This window comes from Prosthecobacter sp. (assembly GCF_014879935.1).
Classification (GTDB): Bacteria; Verrucomicrobiota; Verrucomicrobiia; order Verrucomicrobiales; family Verrucomicrobiaceae; genus Prosthecobacter.
This window is the reverse complement of record NZ_JACSRD010000073.1, coordinates 1-21,449: the sequence shown is the minus strand read 5'-3', so window position 1 is coordinate 21,449 and position 21,449 is coordinate 1. Positions and strand designations below refer to the sequence as shown.

At 61.6% G+C, this 21,449-nt stretch carries 21 protein-coding genes and 1 pseudogene; 18 read left to right on the top strand and 4 right to left on the bottom strand.

Features of this window, described 5'->3' with window-relative positions; translation table 11 throughout:
* The first annotated feature begins 27 nt into the window (after positions 1-27).
* The 4 genes and pseudogenes from IAE77_RS03485 to IAE77_RS03470 all read left to right on the top strand — a co-directional run bounded on the left by IAE77_RS03485 (position 28) and on the right by IAE77_RS03470 (position 3,066).
* A complete protein-coding gene (locus IAE77_RS03485; protein ID WP_294221869.1) occupies positions 28-954 on the top strand; it encodes an amidohydrolase family protein in 927 nt (308 codons plus the stop codon).
* Positions 955-1,851: 897 nt separating this feature from the next.
* The gene (locus tag IAE77_RS03480) at positions 1,852-2,376 is read left to right on the top strand and encodes a tetratricopeptide repeat protein (protein ID WP_294221866.1); all 525 of its coding nucleotides are present in this window, start codon (positions 1,852-1,854) and stop codon (positions 2,374-2,376) included.
* Positions 2,377-2,388: 12 nt separating this feature from the next.
* Positions 2,389-2,466: pseudogene (locus IAE77_RS03475) on the top strand (SEL1-like repeat protein); the annotation flags it as partial.
* On the top strand, positions 2,458-3,066 hold the full coding sequence (locus tag IAE77_RS03470; RefSeq protein WP_345780958.1) for a tetratricopeptide repeat protein: 609 nt from the start codon (positions 2,458-2,460) through the stop codon (positions 3,064-3,066). The pseudogene IAE77_RS03475 and the gene IAE77_RS03470, both read left to right, overlap by 9 nt.
* 147 nt (positions 3,067-3,213) lie before the next feature.
* Here the strand turns inward: IAE77_RS03470 and IAE77_RS03465 are convergent, their stop codons facing one another.
* Together IAE77_RS03465 and IAE77_RS03460 are read right to left on the bottom strand one after the other, a co-directional pair.
* Positions 3,214-4,386 (bottom strand): aminotransferase class I/II-fold pyridoxal phosphate-dependent enzyme, encoded by a 1,173-nt coding sequence (locus tag IAE77_RS03465; protein ID WP_294221863.1) that lies wholly within the window; start codon positions 4,384-4,386, stop codon positions 3,214-3,216.
* A gap of 24 nt (positions 4,387-4,410) precedes the next feature.
* Complete coding sequence (locus tag IAE77_RS03460) at positions 4,411-4,890, bottom strand: Lrp/AsnC family transcriptional regulator (RefSeq protein ID WP_294221859.1); 480 nt, start codon at positions 4,888-4,890, stop codon at positions 4,411-4,413.
* Positions 4,891-5,090: 200 nt separating this feature from the next.
* Between IAE77_RS03460 and IAE77_RS03455 the strand changes: the two genes are divergently transcribed.
* Positions 5,091-5,330 carry a CDGSH iron-sulfur domain-containing protein gene (locus IAE77_RS03455; RefSeq protein ID WP_294221857.1) on the top strand — a complete coding sequence of 80 codons (240 nt, stop codon included), beginning with the start codon at positions 5,091-5,093 and terminating at the stop codon, positions 5,328-5,330.
* Positions 5,331-5,424: 94 nt separating this feature from the next.
* A complete protein-coding gene (locus tag IAE77_RS03450) occupies positions 5,425-7,248 on the top strand; it encodes a thioredoxin family protein (protein ID WP_294221855.1) in 1,824 nt (607 codons plus the stop codon).
* Between the two features lie 15 nt (positions 7,249-7,263).
* On the opposite strand, the gene IAE77_RS03445 is transcribed toward IAE77_RS03450, so the two are convergent.
* Positions 7,264-10,923, bottom strand: a complete 3,660-nt coding sequence (locus IAE77_RS03445; protein ID WP_294221853.1) for an ATP-binding cassette domain-containing protein — start codon at positions 10,921-10,923, stop codon at positions 7,264-7,266.
* A 170-nt stretch (positions 10,924-11,093) separates the two neighbouring features.
* Here IAE77_RS03445 and IAE77_RS03440 point away from each other — a divergent pair, with 170 nt between their 5' ends.
* Genes IAE77_RS03440 through IAE77_RS03415 form a run of 6 tightly spaced genes read left to right on the top strand, consistent with a single transcriptional unit; the run spans position 11,094 to position 16,532 of the window.
* Entirely contained in the window at positions 11,094-11,567 is a 474-nt protein-coding gene (locus tag IAE77_RS03440) for a GNAT family N-acetyltransferase (RefSeq protein WP_294221850.1), read from the top strand.
* A 14-nt stretch (positions 11,568-11,581) separates the two neighbouring features.
* Positions 11,582-11,893: a hypothetical protein gene (locus IAE77_RS03435; RefSeq protein WP_294221847.1), complete on the top strand. Its 312-nt coding sequence runs from the start codon at positions 11,582-11,584 to the stop codon at positions 11,891-11,893.
* 8 nt (positions 11,894-11,901) lie between these two features.
* Positions 11,902-13,521: a PrsW family glutamic-type intramembrane protease gene (locus IAE77_RS03430; RefSeq protein ID WP_294221844.1), complete on the top strand. Its 1,620-nt coding sequence runs from the start codon at positions 11,902-11,904 to the stop codon at positions 13,519-13,521.
* A gap of 31 nt (positions 13,522-13,552) precedes the next feature.
* On the top strand, positions 13,553-14,449 hold the full coding sequence (gene menA, locus IAE77_RS03425) for a 1,4-dihydroxy-2-naphthoate octaprenyltransferase (RefSeq protein ID WP_294221841.1): 897 nt from the start codon (positions 13,553-13,555) through the stop codon (positions 14,447-14,449).
* The gene (locus IAE77_RS03420) at positions 14,446-15,420 is read left to right on the top strand and encodes a hypothetical protein (RefSeq protein ID WP_294221838.1); all 975 of its coding nucleotides are present in this window, start codon (positions 14,446-14,448) and stop codon (positions 15,418-15,420) included. Before menA ends, IAE77_RS03420 begins: the two co-directional genes overlap by 4 nt.
* A complete protein-coding gene (locus IAE77_RS03415) occupies positions 15,405-16,532 on the top strand; it encodes an AMP-binding protein (RefSeq protein ID WP_294221836.1) in 1,128 nt (375 codons plus the stop codon). Before IAE77_RS03420 ends, IAE77_RS03415 begins: the two co-directional genes overlap by 16 nt.
* A 2-nt stretch (positions 16,533-16,534) precedes the next feature.
* On the opposite strand, the gene IAE77_RS03410 is transcribed toward IAE77_RS03415, so the two are convergent.
* A complete protein-coding gene (locus tag IAE77_RS03410) occupies positions 16,535-17,140 on the bottom strand; it encodes a hypothetical protein (protein ID WP_294221833.1) in 606 nt (201 codons plus the stop codon).
* Positions 17,141-17,360: 220 nt separating this feature from the next.
* Between IAE77_RS03410 and IAE77_RS03405 the strand changes: the two genes are divergently transcribed.
* The 6 genes from IAE77_RS03405 (at position 17,361) to IAE77_RS03380 (ending at position 21,335) form a co-directional block, all read left to right on the top strand.
* The gene (locus IAE77_RS03405) at positions 17,361-17,594 is read left to right on the top strand and encodes a glycine zipper domain-containing protein (protein ID WP_294221830.1); all 234 of its coding nucleotides are present in this window, start codon (positions 17,361-17,363) and stop codon (positions 17,592-17,594) included.
* Positions 17,595-17,638: 44 nt separating this feature from the next.
* On the top strand, positions 17,639-17,959 hold the full coding sequence (locus IAE77_RS03400) for a glycine zipper domain-containing protein (RefSeq protein ID WP_294221827.1): 321 nt from the start codon (positions 17,639-17,641) through the stop codon (positions 17,957-17,959).
* 83 nt (positions 17,960-18,042) lie between these two features.
* Positions 18,043-18,543, top strand: coding sequence for a GtrA family protein (locus tag IAE77_RS03395; RefSeq protein ID WP_294221825.1), 501 nt, complete (start codon positions 18,043-18,045; stop codon positions 18,541-18,543).
* Between the two features lie 6 nt (positions 18,544-18,549).
* Positions 18,550-19,008 carry a tRNA (cytidine(34)-2'-O)-methyltransferase gene (locus IAE77_RS03390; protein WP_294221822.1) on the top strand — a complete coding sequence of 153 codons (459 nt, stop codon included), beginning with the start codon at positions 18,550-18,552 and terminating at the stop codon, positions 19,006-19,008.
* 39 nt (positions 19,009-19,047) lie between these two features.
* Positions 19,048-19,725 carry an ABC transporter ATP-binding protein gene (locus tag IAE77_RS03385; RefSeq protein ID WP_294221819.1) on the top strand — a complete coding sequence of 226 codons (678 nt, stop codon included), beginning with the start codon at positions 19,048-19,050 and terminating at the stop codon, positions 19,723-19,725.
* Between the two features lie 44 nt (positions 19,726-19,769).
* Positions 19,770-21,335, top strand: coding sequence for a glycoside hydrolase family 75 protein (locus IAE77_RS03380; protein ID WP_294221816.1), 1,566 nt, complete (start codon positions 19,770-19,772; stop codon positions 21,333-21,335).
* Positions 21,336-21,449 lie beyond the last annotated feature (114 nt).

The window sequence follows — 21,449 nt, the reverse complement described above, 5'->3', positions numbered from 1 at the left end:
TCCCCCCAGTGTCCGCGTAATTCGTGGATGACTTCACGCCGTCACTTTCTGGCCACCGGACTGGGTGCCATCGCTTCTCGTGGTTTTGCGCAAACGGAGGCTGTCGAGCCGGTCATCGACATCCACCAGCACATGAACTACCACCTGCGTCAGGATGATCATCTCCTGCTGCATCAAAAGGCGATGGGCATCACCACCACCATCATCCTGCCCGGAGGCACGATGGTGCAGCGGCCCTCCACCCACGAAGGCCGCTCCAATGGCCTCGCCGCCAAATGCCTCGGCACCGCCTGGGCGCGCGACTTCGCCCAGGCACGGCCGGGCGCCTACCTGTGGGCTTGCAACGAAGTCACCGACCTCGACAGCGCCCCCGCCGAGCTCGAAAAATGGCTCAAGCAAGGTGCCTGCATGATTGGCGAGCAGAAGTTCATGGTGGAATGCGATTCCCCGCACAGCCAGAAGCTCTATGAACTCGCGGCGGCTTACAACGTGCCGATTCTCCTGCACTTCCAACACCAGACTTACAACCTCGGCTACGACCGCCTGCACACCATGCTGGAGAAGTTCCCGAAGACCCACTTCATCGGCCACGCGCAGGCGTTCTGGGGCAACATCGACAAGAATCACGACCAGAAGGTCAACTACCCCAAGGGCAAAGTGACGCCCGGCGGCCTCACCGACCGCTACCTCGCCGATTACCCCAACATGTTTGCCGACATGTCCGCCGGCAGCGGCCTCCTGGCGCTCACTCGCGACGAGGAGCACACCACCGCCTTCTTCCAGCGCCACCAGGACAAGATCCTCTACGGCAGCGACTGCGCCGACCACCTCGGCCGCGGCCCCGGCTGCCAGGGGGCCGCCACCATCGCCGCCATCCGCAAACTCGCCCCCAGCAAGGCCGTCGAGCGCAAAATCCTCTTCGAGAACTCGAAGAAGCTGTTCCGGCTGGCGTGAGGCCTGCACAGCCCCTGATGAACCGTTTGGCAGTTGGGAAGCGACCTGAGAAAACGATGAAGTGTTGGCTCCGGAGGTGCCCGGGCCACGTTGCCACCGTGGTGATTTCCAGGCATCCATAAGTTCGAGAACGGCGGTGTCGTCGCATTCCGCCCTTCCAGCGTCGCCATGCCGAATGCAGCCGCCACATTCTGCCAATCCAGCGCCGCCGTGCCAAATGCAGCCGCTGCATTCCGCCTTTCCAGTGCCTCCATGTCAAATGCAGTCGCCGCATTGTGCCACTCCAGCCCCGCCAAGCCAAATGCAGCCGCCGCATTCCGCCGTTCCAGTGCCGCCATGCCAAATGCAGCCGCCGCATTCCGCCATTCCAGCGCCGCCATGCCGAATGCAGCCGCCACATTCTGCCAATCCAGCGCCGCCAAGCCAAATGCAGCCGCTGCATTCCGCCATTCCAGCGCCGCCATGCCAAATGCAGCCGCCGCATTCCGCCGTTCCAGTGCCGCCATGCCAAATGCAGCCGCCGCATTCTGCCACTCCAGCGCCGCCATGCCAAATGCAGCCGCCGCATTCCGCCGTTCCAGCGCCGCCATGCCAAATGCAGCCGCCGCATTCCGCCAAACGGGTGAGGCCTGCGTTTCTAACGGTCCGAGATCCCTTGACGGCGACCCAGGCTTCACTGGCGAGCGCACCGCAGCGACGATCTTCTGGCTGCTGCTTGCCGCCACCGTCGCCGCATCCTCCAACTCGCCCCAAGCAAGGCCGTCGAGCGCAAAATCTAACTCGAGACCGCAAGGAAGCTGTTCCGGCTGGCGTGAGCATGTCCTTGGCGTTCACCGGGTGAACTCTGCGACAACATCTTCCTTGAAGCCAAGGCCCTAAACGTATGAATCATCACGCATGAGAACCATCCACGGCATCCGAATGCTTGCACTGCTCTGGGCCGTGTGCCCACAGGCTGTTGCACAAGACAAAACATTCTTGGAGAAAATTCTGTCGGCCGCAGAGGTTGGAAACATTGACGCGCAGTTCAGAGCAGGATCCCTCTATGCCACAGGACAGGGAACAACAAAAAATCTCACCCTGGCTTTCCAATGGTGGAGCAAAGCCGCGGAACAGGGCCACACTCAAGCACAGTTTAATGTCGGTCTCATGCACGCGCGGAGGTTGGTGCCCGACCCTGCGTCAAAGCCAGCCATCAGGCGTGACGATAGCATGCGGGTCCAGCCATCGATCCCGCTTGGAGTCAAATGGGCCGCGTTACCGGTGGACGTCGCCCGGCAACGAGCGGTCATCCAAGGCGAACTCGGACAGGTCTATGACTACCAAAAAGGCTTTTTTCAAGGTTTCGCGGAACTCCCTGCGGAGGCCAGTACGCAAGCGCTGGCTTGGTGGCGTAAAGCGGCCGAAAAGGGCCATGCTTAGGCACAGGCAAATCTCGGGCATGTCTTTTGGCACAGTCTCGGCCGGTCCCAGGATGTCGATGAGGCTTGGAAGTGGTATCAAATGGCGGCTGCTCAGAACCACCTCACCGCACAATACATGATGGGCAGGCTGTATGAGTCAGAGCAAAGTCCCAAGAAGGATTCCTCTCTCGCAGAGTATTGGTACCGCAAGGCTGCGGAACGAGGTCATGTGTATGCGATGTTCAATCTTGGGCGCCTCCATGATATCAACGGAGGCAGCCCCAAAGAAGCCAACCTTTGGTATCGAAAAGCGGCGGCTCTTGGTCATGCACAGGCACATTTTTACATTGCACATCACCTGGATAAAGGACGAGGTGTGACTCGTGGTTCGTCCGGATCGTTTCCCTGGCACTACAAAGCGGCTCTTCTCGGAGATCCTGCCTCCCAAACAGCTCTTGGCGAGTATTACTCAACTGGTCGAAAGACACCCCCCGATGCAACTGAGTCATTCCGCTGGTATTACATGGCCGCGCAGCAGGGAGACCCTATGGCACAACTTGAAGTCGGCGAATGCTACGCTGCAGGCAAAGGAGTCTCCAAAGATGCCGTGGAAGCCTATAAATGGTATGTTCTGTCCGAAGCAACTCCGTGGCCTGTGATACCAATCGGATCCACCGAAAGTCGAAGGCAGAGCTTCGAAGAAACATAGCATCGCTAGCACTCAGCTTGACGCCGCCACAGAAAGCTGGGGCGGAACTTCGAATTGAGAAATTTGAGCCTAAAACTCATGTTCCAGACCACAATGAGCTAAAGAAGGCTGGCCTCTAGAGCCGTTTTGACAATCTGGGTTAAAAGTTCACTTCCGCACCTCGTTCACAAACTCCTCCATGAGGTCCATCGCCTTGGCGATGAGCTCGGGGGCGGTGGCGTAGCAGCAGCGGACGAAGCCTTCACCGGCGCTGCTAAAGGCGCTGCCGGGGACGACGGCGACGCTCTTCTTTTGCAGGAGCTGGATGGCGAACTCTTTGCTCGTGAGGCCGGTGCTGCGGATGTCCGGGAAGACGTAGAAGGCTCCGCCGGGGTTGAAGCAATGCAGGCCCATGCCGTTGAGTCGGCTGACGATGAGATTGCGGCGCTGCTCGTAGCTTTGACGCATGTCCTCATACGCGGACGCACCCATCTTGAGCGCCTCGATGCCGGCCATCTGGCTCATGATCGGGGCGCAGAGCATGCAGTATTGATGGATCTTCATCATCGCCTCGCGAAGCGGCGCGGGGGCGCAGGCATAGCCGAGACGCCAGCCAGTCATGGCGAAGGCCTTGCTGAAGCCGTGCAACAGCACGGTGCGCTCACGCATGCCGGGATACTCGACGATGCTCTTGTGCGTGCGGCCGTCGTAAAGCAGCTCGCTGTAGATCTCGTCGGTGAAGACGAGCAGGTCGTGCTTCACGGCGAGCGCGGCGATCTTTTCCAGCTCCTCGTGCGGCATGATGCCGCCGGTCGGATTCGTGGGGAAATTCATCGCGATGACCTTCGTCTTCGGCGTGATGGCCTTTTCGACATCGGCGGCCATGAGCGCGAATTCGTTCTCTTCACGCGTCTGCACGACTACGGGCACGCCATAGGCCATTTTGATGCTCGGCGAGTAGCTGACGTAGCAGGGCTCATGATAGATGACTTCGTCTCCGGGGTTCAAAACAGCGCGGAAGGCGATGTCGAGCGCCTCGGACACGCCGACGGTGACGAGGATCTCCGTCTTCGGATCGTAGGTGACGCGGAATTGCTTCGTGACGTAATCGCTGATGGCGACGCGCAGGGCTTCGAGGCCGAGATTCGAGGTGTAACTCGTCTGGCCTTTTTCGAGCGAGCGGATGACCGCCTCGCGGATCGGCCACGGGGTCGGTTTGTCGGGCTCGCCGACGCCGAGGGAGATGACATCGGTGCGGCCGATGACGAGTTCAAAGAAATCGCGAATGCCGGAGCGCGGCAGATCGCGGATCTGCGTGCAGAGTTTGCTGTCGTAATCCATGGGATGGTTGGTCCTCGCGAAAAATTACGCAGCAACGGGGAGGCGCTCCTCGTCATCCCCCGGATTCACCAGGAAACCGCCTTCTTTATAGGCCTTGAGCTGGAAACGCGTGGCCGTGCTGAGCACACCGCCGAGCGTCGAGAGCTTTTCGGCGACAAAATTCGCCACATCGAGCAGATCCTTGCCCTCGACGATCACCGCGAGGTCGTAGCCGCCGCTCATCAGGAAGCACTCACGCACCTGATCGAACTTCGCGATGCGTTTCGCGAGTCGGTCAAAGCCGCCATCGCGCTCCGGCGTGATGCGCACCTCGATCAGCGCCGTGACGCCACGATGCCCCGCCTTCAGACGGTCCACGACCGCCGAGTAGCCCAGAATCGTCCCATCCGCCTCAGCGGCGGCGATGCGGGCGGCGACTTCGGATTCTGTGATGCCGAGGAGACGAGCCAGCTCCGCAGGCGAGCGCCGGGAGTTGTTGTGGAGGAGTTCGATGAGTGGGTCCATAAGGATAGGGGCGCGGAGAATAGCCATGGCTTGTGGTTTGAACAGGGCGAAAACATGAGGACTTGTGATTCGGGCCGCCCTGGCAACGCTCAGCCCCGGCCTGTTCGGACCATGGTCAAAGCTGGGCTTCACGACACGGCGCAAAAATAGCGTTGCCTTGCCATCATGGGAGTCGTTAGCTTGGCGGACTCACCCACATCATGGAAACCCTCCCGAAAATTCACGAAAAACAACCCGTCGCCGTCGAACTGCCTGCTGGAGACCACTGGTGGTGCGCCTGCGGACTGAGCGGTCATCAGCCCAACTGCGACGGCAGCCACAAAGGCACCGGCCTTGGCCCGAAGAAGTTCACGCTGCCCGAGGCGAAGAAGGTCTGGCTGTGCAACTGCAAGCACACGAAGAACCCGCCCTTCTGCGATGGCTCCCACAAGGCGCTTTGATCTGCCGGCAGGTTAAACTCAATTTTGCCCGAACGCGTCGTGATGGGAATAACCCGCACGGCGCGTTCTCATACCCGCCACTCACCTCTTTTGCATGATCGCCCGTCGCCTCCTCGCCACGCTTGCCCTACTCGTCACCTTCGCTCAAGGCCAGTCCATCGACCTGCCGGGACTGGATGACAAGCCGAAGCAAAACGTCACCGCCAGTCTCGTCGCGGAAGTCTCGGCAGCCGCTCCCGGCACGCCGTTTCGTGCCGCAGTGAAGCTGGTGCACGTTCCCGGGGCTCATACTTATGGCAACGTGCTGCCACCTGAAATCATCGGCAAGCCGACCAAGGTGACCTGGGAACTGCCGGACGGCTGGACGAGCCAGGAGTTACCGTGGCCGGCGGTTCATCCGTTCAAATCCCTGGATGGCACGCCAAGCGAAGGCTACGAGGGCACGGTTTACATCCCGGCCCAGATCACGCCGCCCGCCACTGCCACCGCCGGGGCGAAAGCAGAGGTGAAGGCGAAGATCGACGGACTTGTTTGCGATGACAAAAGCTGCATGCCGTTCAAGCAAGAGGCTGCGGTCACCCTCAACATCGCGACCCAGCCGGTGATCGACGCTGAACTAAGCCCGGTGTTCGCCACCCTGCCGTCCCTGCCGAAGGCCAACGCCACCGACACCACCACGCCCGTAAGCGTCGAGGCGCCACCGACCTTCCTCTTCATCATGTTCTCCGCCTTCATCGGCGGTTTGATCCTGAATGTCATGCCCTGCGTGTTTCCGGTGCTCGGCATCAAGGTCGTCAGCATCGTGAAGCAAGCTGGCGAGGATCGGAAGCAGGTCGTGATGCATGGTTTGATCTACACCCTCGGCATTTTGCTCTCGTTCTGGGCCCTTGGCGGCCTTGTCGTTGCCTTGGGCAAAGGCTGGGGCTTCCAATTGCAATCCGCCGGCTTCAATTTCGGCCTTGCCGCGTTCTTCCTCATCTTCGGACTGAACATGGCGGGCGTGTTCGAGATCGGCGCATCAGCGGTCGGCGTCGGGCAGGACCTTCAGGCCAAACACGGCTTCAGCGGGTCTTTCTTCTCCGGTTTGCTGGCCACACTCGTCTCCACGCCTTGTTCGGCGCCGTTTCTTGGCACGGCGCTGGGTTTTGCGGTGAAACTGCCGGCTCCGCAGGCCATGCTGCTGTTCACGCTGATCGGCCTCGGACTCGCCAGCCCGTTCCTGCTGCTGTCGGCCTTTCCGAAGCTCGTTTCCGTGCTGCCCCGCCCTGGAGCGTGGATGGAAAGTTTCAAGCAGGGCATGTCCTTCCTGCTGTTCGGCACGGTGGCGTTCATGCTGTGGGTGCTCACCGGCATGATCGAAGGCCTGCCGCTGCTGATTCTGATGCTCGGCCTCGTTCTCGTGGCGCTGGGCTGCTGGATCTACGGCCGCTGGTCGCTGCCGCACAAACCCGCCCGGACTCGCACGATCTCGGTGATCCTGGCCCTGATAGCGATCGTCAGCGGCTTGTATCTCGGCTGGCCGCACGTGGACAAGCAGACGTCATCCTCGGCTCACGGAGCCAAGTTTGAAAACGGCCTGCTGTGGGAGCCCTGGTCTGAGGCGAAAGTCGCGGAACTCATCGCCGCCGGAAAGCCCGTGTACATCGACTTCACGGCGAAGTGGTGCTGGACCTGCCAGGTGAACAAGCGCGTCTATCCCGATGCCAAGCTTCAAGAACTCTTCAAAAAGCACGGCGTGGTCACTGTGAAAGCCGACTACACCAATGAGGACGAGGCGATCAAGAAGGCCTTCACGGCACTCGGACGCGGTGCGGTGCCCGTGAACGTGCTGTACATCCCCGGAGAGAAGCCGCACGTGCTGCCGGAAATCCTCACGGTGGACAACGTCGCCGAGGCGCTGAACAAGATCGGCCAGTGAGAGCGGCACCCGTCCTCACACCTTCGTGAGCTGCCGGCGCAGGCTGATCTCCAGCGCGGTGATGAGCAGGCCGATGGTGAACAGGATGACGATGCTGTTGATCCAGAGCGTGTTGTACTTGGTCCCCAGGTAAGTCTTCCGGGTGCCGAAAAACACATTCGGGCTGGCCTTGCGGCGGTAGTCCTCACGCTCCATCTCCGCCTTGGTCACGAGATCCAGCACCTTGCGGTTCACATAGACCTCCTCGGCGCTCACGCCGTCATTCTCCTGCAGCAGGCGGTCGAGCATGGGAGACTCCATCTGGCCGCTGAGCACCGCATCGCGGATGGAACCGAGGCGTTTCGACACTTCCCGCGGATTCTCGGCGTAGAGGCCGGAAACGACCGCCAGGGACTGCTTCGTCAGCTCCAGCTCATGCCGTTGCTGATCAGTCATCTCGCTGCCCGAAGGCGGGAGCAGCGACTGGATGCGTTCGTCGAGGAAATCCTGGTTCCGTGTGAGCGGATTGAGCTTTGACTGGGCGATGATGACGCCCTCATACGACCAGCGCAGGGGCATGAACTGGCAGATGAAGGGCACCTTGAGCTTGCTGGCGGTCTCCTCGTCGCTCCCGGCTTTTTTCAGCCAGCGGCCGACGGAATAGACCAGGTCGAGGTTCTTGTTCATCTCCTCGTATTTGATCAAGGCCCCGCCCAGGATGATCTGCGGAATCAGGATGAGCGGAATGGCATTCACCGCGGTGCGGTTGTCGCTGACGATGCTGGAGATGAACAGCCCCAGGCAGACGCCGGTGAGCGAGGTCAGGAACATCCACCAGAGATGGATCATGAACATGTCCCGGATCTCCAGGATCCAGTTCCCGATCATGAGGTAGATCACGCACTGCACAAGAGCGAAGGTGGAGAGGGAGATGATCTTCCCGCTCAGGTAATAGAACGTGCGCAGGTTGTGATTGCGCTCCCGGCTCAGCGTGTGCCGGTCACGAATGATCTCGTCCGCGCTGTTCGTCAGCCCCAGGAACATGGCCACAACGAGACTCATGAAGAGATATGTCGGGATGTGGAAGGCCGTGGCGAAGGTGTAGTGAGACTCCTCGGAGTACTTCAGCACGCTGGAGATCAGCCAGGCCAGCAACGGCGCCTCAAGCAGCGTCGTGAGCAGGTTGGTGCGATTGCGCAGCTTGCTGAGGAAGGCCCGTTTCAACAAGGTGGCGAACAGGATGCTCTCCTCGCGAAACGTGTGCTTCGGCGGCTTCGGCGTGTTGCGCATTCGGCTGGCGCTCTGGCTGCCGTCCGCCTTGGGTTTGGCGATGAGGCTGGTGCTTCCAGGAGCGAGCTTCTGCTTCGCCATGCTCTCCATGATGAGATGCCGCTGGTAGGAGTCCCGCCAGAAATTCGGCGGGAAACGCCGCGCGGCCACCAGATGGCCGTCAGCACTGCGCTCCTGGATGATGTCACCGCTGATGTCGCGCAGCGGCGTCTCCAGCACGTCGAAAACAAAGTCTGGCGTCAGGTTTTCCGGCGGCTTGGCGTTCGCATCACCCGCGTGGCCGGTCTCGGTGTTGTACACCTGCCAGAAGTACTCGATCATGCCCTGCGGCGTGCCGAAGTAGGCCATCTTGCCGCCTTTGTCGAGCAGCAGGGCCTTGTCGAACATCTGCAGCAGCTTCGAACTCGGCTGGTGGATCGAGGTGATGACGATCTTGTTGCGCGCCAGGCTGCGGATGATCTCCAGCACATGCTCGCTGTCCTTGGATGACAGTCCGGAGGTCGGCTCGTCGAACAGATACACATCGGAGATGCCGATCATGTCGAGTCCGGCGTTCAGACGCTTGCGTTCGCCACCGCTGAGGAATTTCTGCTGAGGCGTGCCCGCCAGACGGTTGCGCAGGTCGGCCAGGCCGAGTTCGGCGAGCTTTGCATCCACCCGCTTACGGCGGTCCTCGGTCTTCAGATGCGGACAACGCACCGCCACGGAGAAATCCAGGTTCTCCTGCACCTTCAGGAGCGGATCAAAGGCATCCTCCTGCGGGATGTAGGCGATGTAGGGCGTGAGGTTGTGCAGGTTCTCATACAGCGCGAGGCCGTTCATCAGCATCTCCCCGCCGCGTGGCTTCAACTGGCCGCCGAGAATGCGCAGCAACGTGCTTTTGCCGCAGCCGCTGGGTCCCATGACGCAGATCATCTCACCACGGCGGGCGATGAAGCTCACGCCGTCCTGCGCGGTGTCGCGACCGTCGAATCGATGGCTCAGCTCACGCACCTCGATCTGGCGGATGGTGTTGCGCTCCTCCTCGATGATGCGGTCGGCAAAGTGGCAGCGCAGATACTGCCCTTCTCCGAGCGTGATCGTGTCCCCGTCGTTCAGGGAGATGCGGTCACGCACCGGAATGACACCGATGTAAAGTGGTCGCGAAGAGCGCAGCACCTCCAGCACGCCGGTTTTCTGCGCGTAGTTGCACTCGATGCGCAGCAGGATCTCACCATCCGTCTCCTCGGAGAGCAGGATGTCCCCTTCTTCGAGCAATTCCGGCTTGTTGGAGACGAGGTAGGTGTTCCGGCTGCCTTCCAGACGGAACTGGCCGCCGAACTCCTGCGCACGGACACGCAGATCACGCAAGGCGATCTCCACTTCACCATGGGCGATGATGCTATCCTCGATGCTGGCCTCGACAATCGTGCCGCTGCTGAGCAAGACGCCGTTCAGCGTGGCCTGCGTGGTGCGCAGCGCCTCCACGGTGACGCCAAGGCCAAAGCTGAGCCGCAGATTCGTGCCCCGTGTGCGCTGCGGAGCGATCTCCGCACTGCCGTTCTCCGTCAGAGTGAGATAAATCTGCGTGCCGGAGAGCGTCTTCTTGGCGTTGAAGTAGGAAAGCAGGTCGTTGTAGTCGAGCGTGACATCCTCCAACACCACACGCTCCCCCGGATACAGCCGGGAGAATTCCCCGGGCGGCTGACGGCGGCTGCGCACGAGAATCGAAATGCTGCCGGTGTTCTTGAGCAGCACCAGGTTCTCAAAGCGGAAGGCGACGACCGAGCAATCGCCCGACAGCGAACGCAGCAGCACATCGCAATTCTTGGAGGAGCCGATGCGCAGCGTTTCGAGCGGCTGGCCGCCCTTGGTCGAAAACCCTTCCTCCGGCGGTTTGTCGCCCGCGTTGAGCTGATAGACGATGTCGATGGCCTGGGCGGCGATGCCCAGATTCGTCATGAAGAGGTAGAACTCCACCATCTGCCGCTGATTCTGCTGGGCGCGGGAGATGAGCAGGTAAAGCTGCACGCCGAGCAGCACCTTCTGCTCCTGGGTGAGTTTCTGGCCGAGTTCCTTCGCGCGTTGCGACAGATCCTGCGGCTGCTGGAGCGCCTCGAAGTAAAGCCGGCGCATGTCGGCATAAATCGCCTCGGGATAGTCGTAGCGCAGATAGCCCAGGCTGGATTCGACTTCCTCCTCCTCGATGTTCCCGTCCAGCTTGCTGAACGCGGCGAAGACCTCGATCAACACCGGCAGCATCGTGTTCGCCGTGGCCGCTGCGGCGGCGGACATGGCCGGCTCGCCGTTGAGCCATTGCGCCCAGCGCTCCGGCGACCACCAGGGCTGTTGCGCCGTTTCATGCCCGCCGCCGGCGGACGACTGCTTTTTGGCAAAGAATTTGGCGGGCTTGTTCAGCAGGCTCATGCGGCGGTTCGGGCACGATTATGGAGGTCGATTGCACAAACACAACCCGCGAGACGCGGTTGAACGCCCTGCGCAGGAAAAAACATCGTCCGAGGCTTTGTTCGAATGCGAATCCGGGCTCCTGCTCGAATGCATTGCCTTTGCCCGTGCGCCCGTTATCCTGCGCCCGCATGTCCGCCACCGACAACGAACCGCGCATCGAGCCGGCCACCATCGAAGACCTCCCGCAGCTCGTGGAGCTGCTCGTCGCCCTGTTCAGCGAGGAGGAGGACTTCCGGCCCGACAAGACGAAGCAGGAACACGGCCTGCGCCTCATCCTGGAGCAGCCGAACCGCGGCCGCATCTTCGTGCTGCGCACGGATCACAAGGTCATTGGCATGATCAATCTGCTGTTCACCATCAGCACCGCGGAAGGCGGTCTCGTGGTGCTCATGGAGGATGTCATCGTGCATCCGCAGCACCGGAGACTGGGCTACGGCGGCCGTCTGCTCGAACACGCCATCGAGTTCGCCCGTGAGAAGCGTTTCCGCCGCATCACGCTGCTGACGGACCGCATCAGCGCCGAATCACAGTCGTTCTTCCAGAAGCACGGCTTCCAGTTCTCCAAGATGATCCCCATGCGCCTTGTCTTTGACGGAGATTGATCCCCTGCCCCGCCATGAACGCGCTTCTTGCCTTTTTCCCCAGGCCCGAGGGCGGCACGGCCAAAGTGCCGCGTGAGTGGGCCGAAGCCTCCGACTGGTTCGTCATCTTCACCATGGCCACGCTGTTCTTCCTGCTGGGGGCCTTTGTGACCTGGGCGTGGGTCATCTGGCGGCGCAGCACGAAGCCGGAGCCGCACGTGCGGCTGCTGATGGAACTGGAAGATGAGAAGGAACGCGAAAAACATGCCGCCACGGCCTCCGAGGAGCCGGAATCCCGCGCACCCTGGGAAAAATCCACCGACTGGTGGAAACGCACGGAGGACTGACCCGCCGCATGAGTGACGGACGTTCCCTTTTCCACGGCTGGCGTGCCCGCACGCACTACCTGACGCGCGACCGGCGCTTCCTGCTGCGCACGGCCCTTGGCATCATCGCACTGGGCATGATCATCGCGAGCGCGATCGTCAGCTCCACGCGTCAGCCGAACCTGTACTCGGTGGCCTTCGCCATGAATCCGGCCCGGAACCAGGTCCGCGTCGAGTATCAAAACCTCCGGCACACCAGCGAGCCCCAGCCACGGGAACTCGCCACCTGGTTGCGACGTGCGCTCGCACTGATTGGGAACGATGACGTCGGAAACGAATACGCGGAATATGAGTCCACAGGATTGCTGGATGGTCACGACGTCCGTGTGCTGATCGACCGCCACGCCACCACTGACGCACCTGCGGGCCTCTTCCGTGCCTTTCTGGCGGCGGCCCTCGCGGCCGATGCTGATGCCATGCGTCAGTTGGCGGCGGCCGCGCAGGGCAAACCGCCGGCGTTTCTCGCCAACGAACTGCTCGGCAGCGTGCAGAAGCGCCATGGGGAGACTGCGGCGGCGATGCAGTCGTTTTATACCGAAGGCCTTCACTTTGCCGATGCGAAGGCCGCGCGCGAGGAGGCCTTGCGGCTCTCGGTCACGCTCAAGGATCTGGAGCAGTTGCGCCTCATTGCCGCACAACCGGGCTGGGTGGAGGCTTGTCATCCGCTGCTTCAGCATCACGCCGGCGCCTTGCTGGGTGACATTTGGATGCAATGGCGCGGCCTGCTTCATCATCGGCTGGCTGAGGTGCCTTTCAGCATGCTCGTGCTCGCGATTTTCGCGACCGGCCTGTGGTATGTGATCCTGGTGCAGCACAGCGACCGCGAACACTGGCACTGGGTGCGCCCGATGCCCGCCATCGTGGCCGGCGTGTGCAGCGTCTGGCCGACGCTGAGCGTCCTCGCGTATCAGGAGTTTGTTCAAGGCATGACGGCCGACGCTCCATTTCCCCATGACCTCATCTATTATCTGGCCGGTGTGGGATTGCGGGAAGAGGGCTGCAAGCTGGCCCTGTTTGCCTTCCTGCTGCCCTGGCTGCTTTGGCGTCGCAAACCCGGGCTCGCCCTGCTCTCCGGAGCGTTTGTCGGCCTGGGCTTCTCGCTGGCGGAAAACATCGGCTACTACCAGGACTACGGCGGTGGCATCGCGTGGACGCGCTTCCTCTCCGCAAACTTCCTGCACATCTCGCTGACCGGCGTCTGCGGCCACAGCCTCTACAACATGCTGCGCACACGGTTTGCGCGGGCCGATGAGTTCATTGCCACATTCCTCGCAGCGGTGGCCGTTCATGGCGGCTACGACTGGCTTGGCACCAATCCCATCGATGACAACGGCTGGCTTTCGATCGTCGTCCTGGTGCTCGCCGTGGCACGTTTCATCGACCTTCTGGCAGCGGAGACACGTCCCGTGCGCCTGACCGTCGCGCCACGGGCCATTTTCACCCTCGGATCCGCCATCCTGATCGCCATCTCGTTCATTCTCGGCGCCCAGGCCACCGGATCGATGGAGGGGGTCTCGAAAGCCGGCATGGAGTGCCTCTCCATGGTGCCCATCGCCGTGCTTTACTGGCGGAAGTTCGAAAACATCTGACACCGCATCGCCAACCTCGTCATTTCTCCTCATGGCTTCACTGTTCGACTGGATCGCCGCCGCACGCCCGAAAACGCTTGGAGCCGCCATCGCGCCGGTCGTCGTCGGCAGTGCCTTGGGGGCGAAGATCTGCGGCCATTTCGATCTCGTGCTGGCCGCTTGCACCCTGGGGAGCTGCGTGGCGCTTCAAATCGCGACGAACTTCTTCAATGACGCGCTCGATTCGATCAAAGGAGCCGACACGCACGCACGGATCGGACCGCGACGCATCACCGCCGCCGGTCAGGCTGCTGCAGGCACGGTGAAGAACGCCGCGTGGCTGATGCTGCTCGTGGCGACCTTGCTCGCACTGCCGCTGTTTGAGGCCCGAGGCCTGCCGATCGTGTTCATCGGCCTTCCCTCGCTCTACTTTTGCTTTGGCTACACCGGCGGGCCGGTCCCGCTGGCCTATCGCGGACTTGGCGAGTTGTTCGTTATCTTGTTCTTCGGCTTCGTGGCGGTGACAGGCACGGCCTTCGTGCAAACGGGCGAATGGTATGAGGCAGCACTGGTGGCAGGATTTCAAATCGGCTGCCTCAGCACCGTCTTGATCGCCATCAATAACCTCCGTGACGTCGAAGAGGACCGGCAGACGGGCAAACGAACCCTCGCTGTGCGCCTCGGCATCGGTTTCGCCCGCGCAGAGATCGTTTTGCTCATTCTCGCAGCCCACGCGGCTGGTTTTTACTGGTTTCAGCAAGGTTGGGAGCGTGCCTTCACCCTGCCGCTGGCGACTTTGCCCATCGGACTGTTTGTCGCCTGGCGTGTGATCGCCGAACCGCCCAGCCGGGGCCACAACCGCCTGCTGGCGATGAGCGGAGCGCAATTGATCGCTTTCTCCGCGCTGATGTCCTGGGCCATCATCAAAGCGAAGGACGTAATGCCTTGAGCATGGAAATCACGACGCCGATCCACGTTTATGAATACCTGCTGCGCAGCGGCGTGGCGCTGAACGCAGTGTCGCAGCGGCGATTTTTTGCAGGAGCCTTGATCCGTGTGAACGACGGCTTCGGCTGCATCCATCCCTGGCCGGAGTTTGGCGATGCTCCTGTGGCGGAACAGCTTCGGCTGCTGGCGGAAGGCATCACCACGCCTGTGACCGAAATGGCCCTGCGCTGCGCGGAGATCGATGGTGCCGCACGTCGGGCCGGTGTGAGCCTGTTCGACGGCCTGGAGATCCCGCGCAGCCACTACTCCTGGAGTTTCGCCACGGACACGGAGCCACAGATGCAGCGCGTGATGGAGGAAAGCTGGCCCGCGATCAAAGCGAAGGGCTTTGCCAACCATGGCGAGACGATCCGCTTCCTGGAAGGCTGCGCAAAGCGTTTTGAGGCGCAAAACGTTCGTCTGCGCGTGGATTTCAACGGCGTGCTCGACCGCCTGACCTTTGAGAAGTTCATCGAGTTCATGCCGCTGCGAGTTTATCGCGCCCTCGACTTCGTGGAGGACCCGTTTCCATACGATGCGGAGGCTTGGGAAGCCATCCGGCAGCGCTGGGGCGTGCGACTGGCGCTCGACAAGGGCTGGAAGTCAGGAACGCACGGTTTTGATGCCGTCGTGGTGAAGCCAGCCCGACGTGACTGGCGCATCGTGGCGGAGAAGCATCCGCAGCAGCCGCTCGTTCTCACTTCCGCCATGGATCATGCGTTGGGGCAGATGTTCGCGGCTTACGAAGCCGCAGTCGCCATGGCTGAAGGCCAGCCGGTGGACTTCTGCGGCCTCTGCACGGAGCATTTGTTTGAGAAGGACGAGTTCTTTGAGCGCGTGCGCTCCCCTGGCGGATTCCTAGAGGCGGATCGCAGCGGTGGAGGCCTCGGATTCGGCGAAGTTCTGGAGGCATTGCCATGGCGACGTCTTTGATGCCATCCAACGAGTTCTGGACCGACGGCAGCGTGTGGATCGCCGAGCCGGAACGCAGCGTGGAGGGCCAATCGCTGGCTGACTTTGCCAGGAACGAGTTGCGCGTGAGGGACTGCTGTTTCTTCCAGACCAGCGGCTCCGAAGGCAAACGCAAGTGGGTGGGGCTGACGAAGGAAGCCCTGCGCGTCTCCGCCGGAGCCGTGAACGCACACTTTGGCATCACCGGACGTGATCACTGGCTGCTGGCGCTGCCCACACACCATGTTGGCGGTTTTGGTGTGCTCGCCCGGGCGGATTTGAGCGGCAGCCAAGTCACACGCCTCGAAGGCAAATGGTCCGCTGCCGCATTCGCGACTCTCTGCGAGGAATCAGGCGCAACTGTGGCCTCGCTGGTTCCGACGCAGGTCTTTGATCTCGTTTCAGCCCGGCTGGCAGCGCCACAGACGCTGCGCGTCATCCTTGTCGGCGGCGGAGCGATGAGTGCAGAACTGGAGGAGGCTGCGTTGCAACTCGGCTGGCCGGTGCGGCGGACGTATGGAATGACGGAAACCGCCTCCCAAGTGGCGACGCAGACAAAAGATCGTGGAGAACTGGAGGTGCTTCCCATCTGGACGCTGCGAACGGACGCGGAAGGCACTCTCACGGTGCGTGGAGAGGCCCTGGCAAAAGGCTACGCCATCCATGAAGGCGAGACGTGGCGCTGGGAACCCATTCCGCCAGCGACCGGCCTGCGCACACGGGATCGTGTCTCCGTGTGGCATGAAGGCGGGCAACCGTTTCTCCGTTTTGTCGGACGTGAGGCCAACACGATCAAGATCCTGGGTGAACTCGTGTCCTTGGGGCCGATTCAGGAGCGACTTGAGGCCTTGAGGCTGGAACTCGACCTTCCCTCGGGAGAAGCCGTGATCTGCGATGTGCCGGACGCCCGCAAAGAAGCCCGTCTCGTGCTGGTGGTCAGTGCGATGGACGATGCAGAGGCCGGGCGGCTGCAAAAAGGCCTCAACGCAACGTTGAGGCCTTTCGAGACTGTCGATGAAATCCGCCACGTGGACCGCATCCCACGCAGCGAACTGGGAAAAGTGCTGCTGGAGAGCCTGCGGCGGCAGCTTTGACGTCACTTCTCCTTCGGAGCGGAACCGTCGAGCGGCGTGATGACCGGCCGGTCCTTCATCTCGGGCGAGATGAGGTAGTTCTTCGGATCAGCGGGATCGGGCACGAAGGAGATGAGAAAGAGCTCCTCGATCCGGTCAGTCAGCGTCTCCTGCGAGGTGCGGACGGTGGCATGCACGAAGCCCTTGTCCTTCTCCTGCACGAGTCCGAGCACGGTGATCTTGAGCGTCTCCTGCTTCCGCTTCGTCGCCTCGGGGGAAAGCTTCAGCTTCTTGTGCCAGGCCTCACGATCCACCTGGTAGAACTCCTGCGGGCTCATCTTTTCGAGTTCGCCCACACCTTTGACGTTGTAACCGGCGAGCATGGTCTCCTCATCCGACATGGTGGGGGCGGATTTGATGATCTGCACCGTCTCACGCTGGCGACGCTCCAGCGAGTTCGCCACCAGCATCTTCGAGGCGGTCTTCCAGTCCTGCATCACCACGGCAGTGAGATACTTTTTGACGAGATCGCCGCAGGGATGGTCGAGCGGCAGCGGCTCGGCCAGGGCCGGCGCGGCAGCGGAGCCGATGAAGCAGACGGCGGTGAGGAGGCGAAGGAAGGAACGCACTTGCATAGGGGGATGAAGGAGGGAACAGCGCTGTAACCGCAGGCAGAATTCCCGTCAAATGAAGAAACCCTGCGCACAGCGTGACTGACGCCGGGACGCGGAGACAGACGTCGGTTTTCCCTGAGATATAGAGATTCCGCCCGAGACAGGGCATGAATTTTCTTTCCTTAATGAACAAACAGGACGTAATCTGCGACAAAGCAGACCGCTTTTGAATCCCATGAAACACACATTCCTCTCCCTCCTCGCGATCGTTTCGATCTCCTCATGCGCCACCGGGCCCAACGCCCAGCGTGGCGCGGTCATCGGCGGCCTCGGCGGCGCTGCCGTCGGCGGAATCATCGGCAGCCAGAGCGGCCGTGGTCTCGAAGGCGCCGCCATCGGCGGTGCTCTCGGTGCCATTGGCGGCAACGCCATCGGCAACTCCCAGGACCGTCGCCAGGGCTATCGTTGATCGTTTCGCGACCACGTATTTTCAGCCTCTCACCTCATCTCATCATGAAACAAACCGTCCTCACACTCATCACTGCCGTGTCGCTGGTTTCCTGCGCCACAGGACCTAATGCTCAAACCGGTGCCGTCATCGGCGCTCTCGGCGGCGCTGCCGTCGGTGGCATCATCGGCAACCAGAGCGGCCGCGGCCTCGAAGGTGCCGCCATCGGCGCCGGTCTCGGTGCCCTCGGTGGCAACGCCATCGGCAACGCCCGCGACCAGCAGAACGCACGCCAGCAACAGGGTTACTACGACCGCAACGGCCGCTGGCACCCGACGCAGCAACAGGGCTACTACGACCGCTACGGCAACTACCACTATAATTGATCGCAGCCTTTTTGCGTCTTCGAGCCTGTCCAACGAACTCTTCGTTGGACAGGCTTTTTGTTTTGCGGGTTAGTTTCTGCCACATGATCAGCCTGACCGAGACTCGACGCTTCTTCCAAGAAAACGACTGGCGCACCATCCTGGAGCGCATGAACCGGCGGGACACCCACCCGCTGATCCAGTTCATGAAATATGTCATCTGCGGATTTGGTGCCTTCTTCTTCAGCCAGATCATCTGGCTGGCACTTTCTCTCTGGGTGTGGAAGGCCATCGACAACAGCATCCCGCAGGACGTGCGTGCGCTGCACAGCGCGTACAACAACACCATCGCCTTCTTCTTTGGCAATCTCTTCGCTTACTACACGAACTCCAAATGGGTCTTCACCCCGGGACGGCACGGAAAGGTGGCGGAGTTCCTGCTTTTCACCACGATCAGCAGCATCTCGTTCTTTGTCGGCTTGCTGGCCGGGCCCTATCTCATCCACGTGTATGGCATCTCCACCCTGCTGGCGCAGTTGTTCAACCAGGTGAGTTCCGTCATGGTGAACTTCATCTGCCGGAAGTTTTTCGTCTTCAAGAACTGAGGCCGCATGCTGCATGTCGTCCTGTTCCAGCCAGAGATCCCGCACAACACCGGTGCCATCGGACGCCTCTGTCTCGCCACGGGTGCACGGCTGCATTTGATCAAGCCGCTGGGCTTCAGTCTCGACGACAAACATCTCAAACGTGCCGGACTCGACTACTGGCAGGAGGTGGATGTGCGCGTCTGGGATTCCTGGGAGGAAGCCTGTGCTCACATTCCTGCCGCGAACTGCCACTTCATCGAATGCCACGGTGAAACCGATTACTGGGACGCCAGTCTGGCCGCGGACGAGGTTTGCCTCGTGTTCGGCCCGGAGACACGCAGCATTCCGCCTTCGGTCATCGATCCCGCCAGATGCCTGCGCATTCCGATGCACGGCACCCGCAGCCTCAATCTCGCCACGGCGGCAGGAATCGTGATGTATGAGTCCGTCCGCCAGCGCCGGCTCGCAGGCATCACGTCTTGACGCCGCGTGGCATCTGCGGAGCATGGGCGCACCCTTTGCATGAGCCAGGAAGCCGCCCCACTCGCCGCACACGATGTGCACCGCACCTACCACCTCGCCGGGCATGAACTGCCGGTGCTTCGCGGCGTGAATCTCCAGGTGGCCGCCGGTGAAAAAGTCTTCCTCTGCGGCCAGTCGGGCGCGGGCAAAACCACGCTGCTTTATGTTCTCGGCGGCCTGGAACAACCCACCTCGGGCGATGTCCTCGTTCACGGCCGCTCGCTCTACAACGCCGCTGCCGCCGAACGCGCCCGCACTCGGAACCAGGTCATGGGCTTCGTCTTTCAGCACTATTTCCTGCTGCCGGAACTCACCGCCCTCGAAAACGTCGTCCTGCCAGCCATGATCGGCGGAAAGAAAGCCGAGGCACGCGCCCGCGAGCTGCTGGACAAGGTCGGCCTCAGCGAACGCCTCCATCACCTGCCCACCGAACTCTCGGGCGGCGAGCAGCAACGCGTCGCCATCGCCCGCGCCCTCATCAACAACCCCGGCATCATCTATGCCGACGAACCCACGGGCAATCTCGACGCCAGCACCGGATCCGGTGTCATCGACATGCTCATGCAGGTCGTCGATGAGGCGAAAAAGACCCTCGTCGTCGTCACCCACGACCAGACGCTCGCGAAGCGAGGCGACCGCCGTCTCATTCTCAAGGAAGGCCGGCTGGAGGAAGGATGATGCGCTCGCCAACCCGGTGAAAACCGTTAGATTCGCAATCGCGCATGTCTTCCGTCCCTCATCCCCCAGCCAGTCATCCGCAGAACGAAGAGCAGCCCTCGCAATGGCAGCCAAGGCGCAAACGCGGCTGCTTCAGCTCCTTCATGCGCATGGCCTTCATCCTGGTGCTCGTCAGCGCCCTGGTCCTGCCCTTCACCCCGTTCGCCGGGCGGATCAAAAAGGCGATCGAGAGCGTCCTCGCCGGCAAGGAGCGCATCATCACGCGTGACGTTCTGCGCGATGTCATCAAAGAAGTCCCCGTCGTCAAAGAAGTGACCAAGGAGGTCATCCGCGAGGTCCAGCCGCCGCTGCCGGACAAATATATCCCGCGCAAGGACATCGACGTCGCCACACTCTTCAACGGCATCACGGTCAAAACCAACCTGCTCACCGAGCAGGGCAGCTTTGCCAGCCTCGAACGCCTCGATCCCGAAGCTTACAAGGCCGAGTTCCAGCTCAGCATCCGCGTCCCGAAGGCCAACCAGACGATGGTGGAGCTCTCACGCATCAACAAGCACCTGCCCGCCATCCTTCCCGGACTCGATGCCATGCTGCCTGCCGCGAAGGTCTCCGGCTTCTACCACAAGCTCTACGAGAACAAGACCACCCGCGTGCAGAACGACCTCACACGCCTCAACCGCATCCTCGACCGCCACAACTTCTACGATTGCGAGACCATCCTCGAGCTCACCCACCCCGCCACCCAGCGCCGCACCCTCCTGATTCAGTCGGAGATGGATGTCGTCGCCGACGGTTCCGACGGCGACCGCATGCCCACGCTCGATGAATACATCTACCTTTCCGACTACTACCAGCCCTTCACCAGCTATGCCTGGGCCAAAACCACCAAGACCCCGAATCCCCTGCTCGCCCGCTGGGAGGAGCGTTTGAAAAAGGCGCAGGACGAATTCGCCATCAAAGGCCTTCCAGCCTCACGCAATCGCGAGCTCAGCGCCATGATCAGCCAGCTCAAACTCGAGATCGGCGAGTTGAAGAGCCGCAGCAGCCTCATCGCCGAAAAAGACCCCTTCATCGTCATCTCCCTGCTCTTCCGAGGCTATGGCGACCAGAACAAGTTCGCCCCGCAGATCGGCGACTACGCCGCCGTCATTCACGAAGGCCGCATCTACCCCGCCATCTGCGGCGACTACGGCCCCAGCTTCAAAATGGGCGAGGCCTCCCTGCTCATGGCCAAGACCATTAATCCGAAAGCCACGCCCTACATCCGCCCCGAAAGCGACCTCAAAGTCACCTACCTCGTCTTCCCCGGCACCGCCGAAAAGACCCGCAGCGCCCCCGACTTGGTGAAATGGCGTGAGAAATGCCTCGAACTCCTCGGCGACATCGGCGGCATCGGTGCCGGCTACGTCCTGCACACCTGGGAAGACCCGTTCAAAAAACCAGAACCTCCCGTTCCGGTGACACCTGCCGCCAATGGAACACCGACTCCACCAGCCCCCGCGACCACAGCCACCGCCACCGCAGGCACCTCACGGACTCCTGCTGACACACCTTCCACCGGCCCAGCCGAAACCACTGCAATACCCAGCGACGGCAGTTCAAAGAAGTAGGCCTGTCAGAGCCCTGTCGGCTCTCTTCCGCCCGGCAGCGAGGCGGAATCACCGTGCCCCTTGGGCATCGGGAAAGCCGGAGTAGTAGCGGCAGAAGGAGTCGAGCTTGCCATC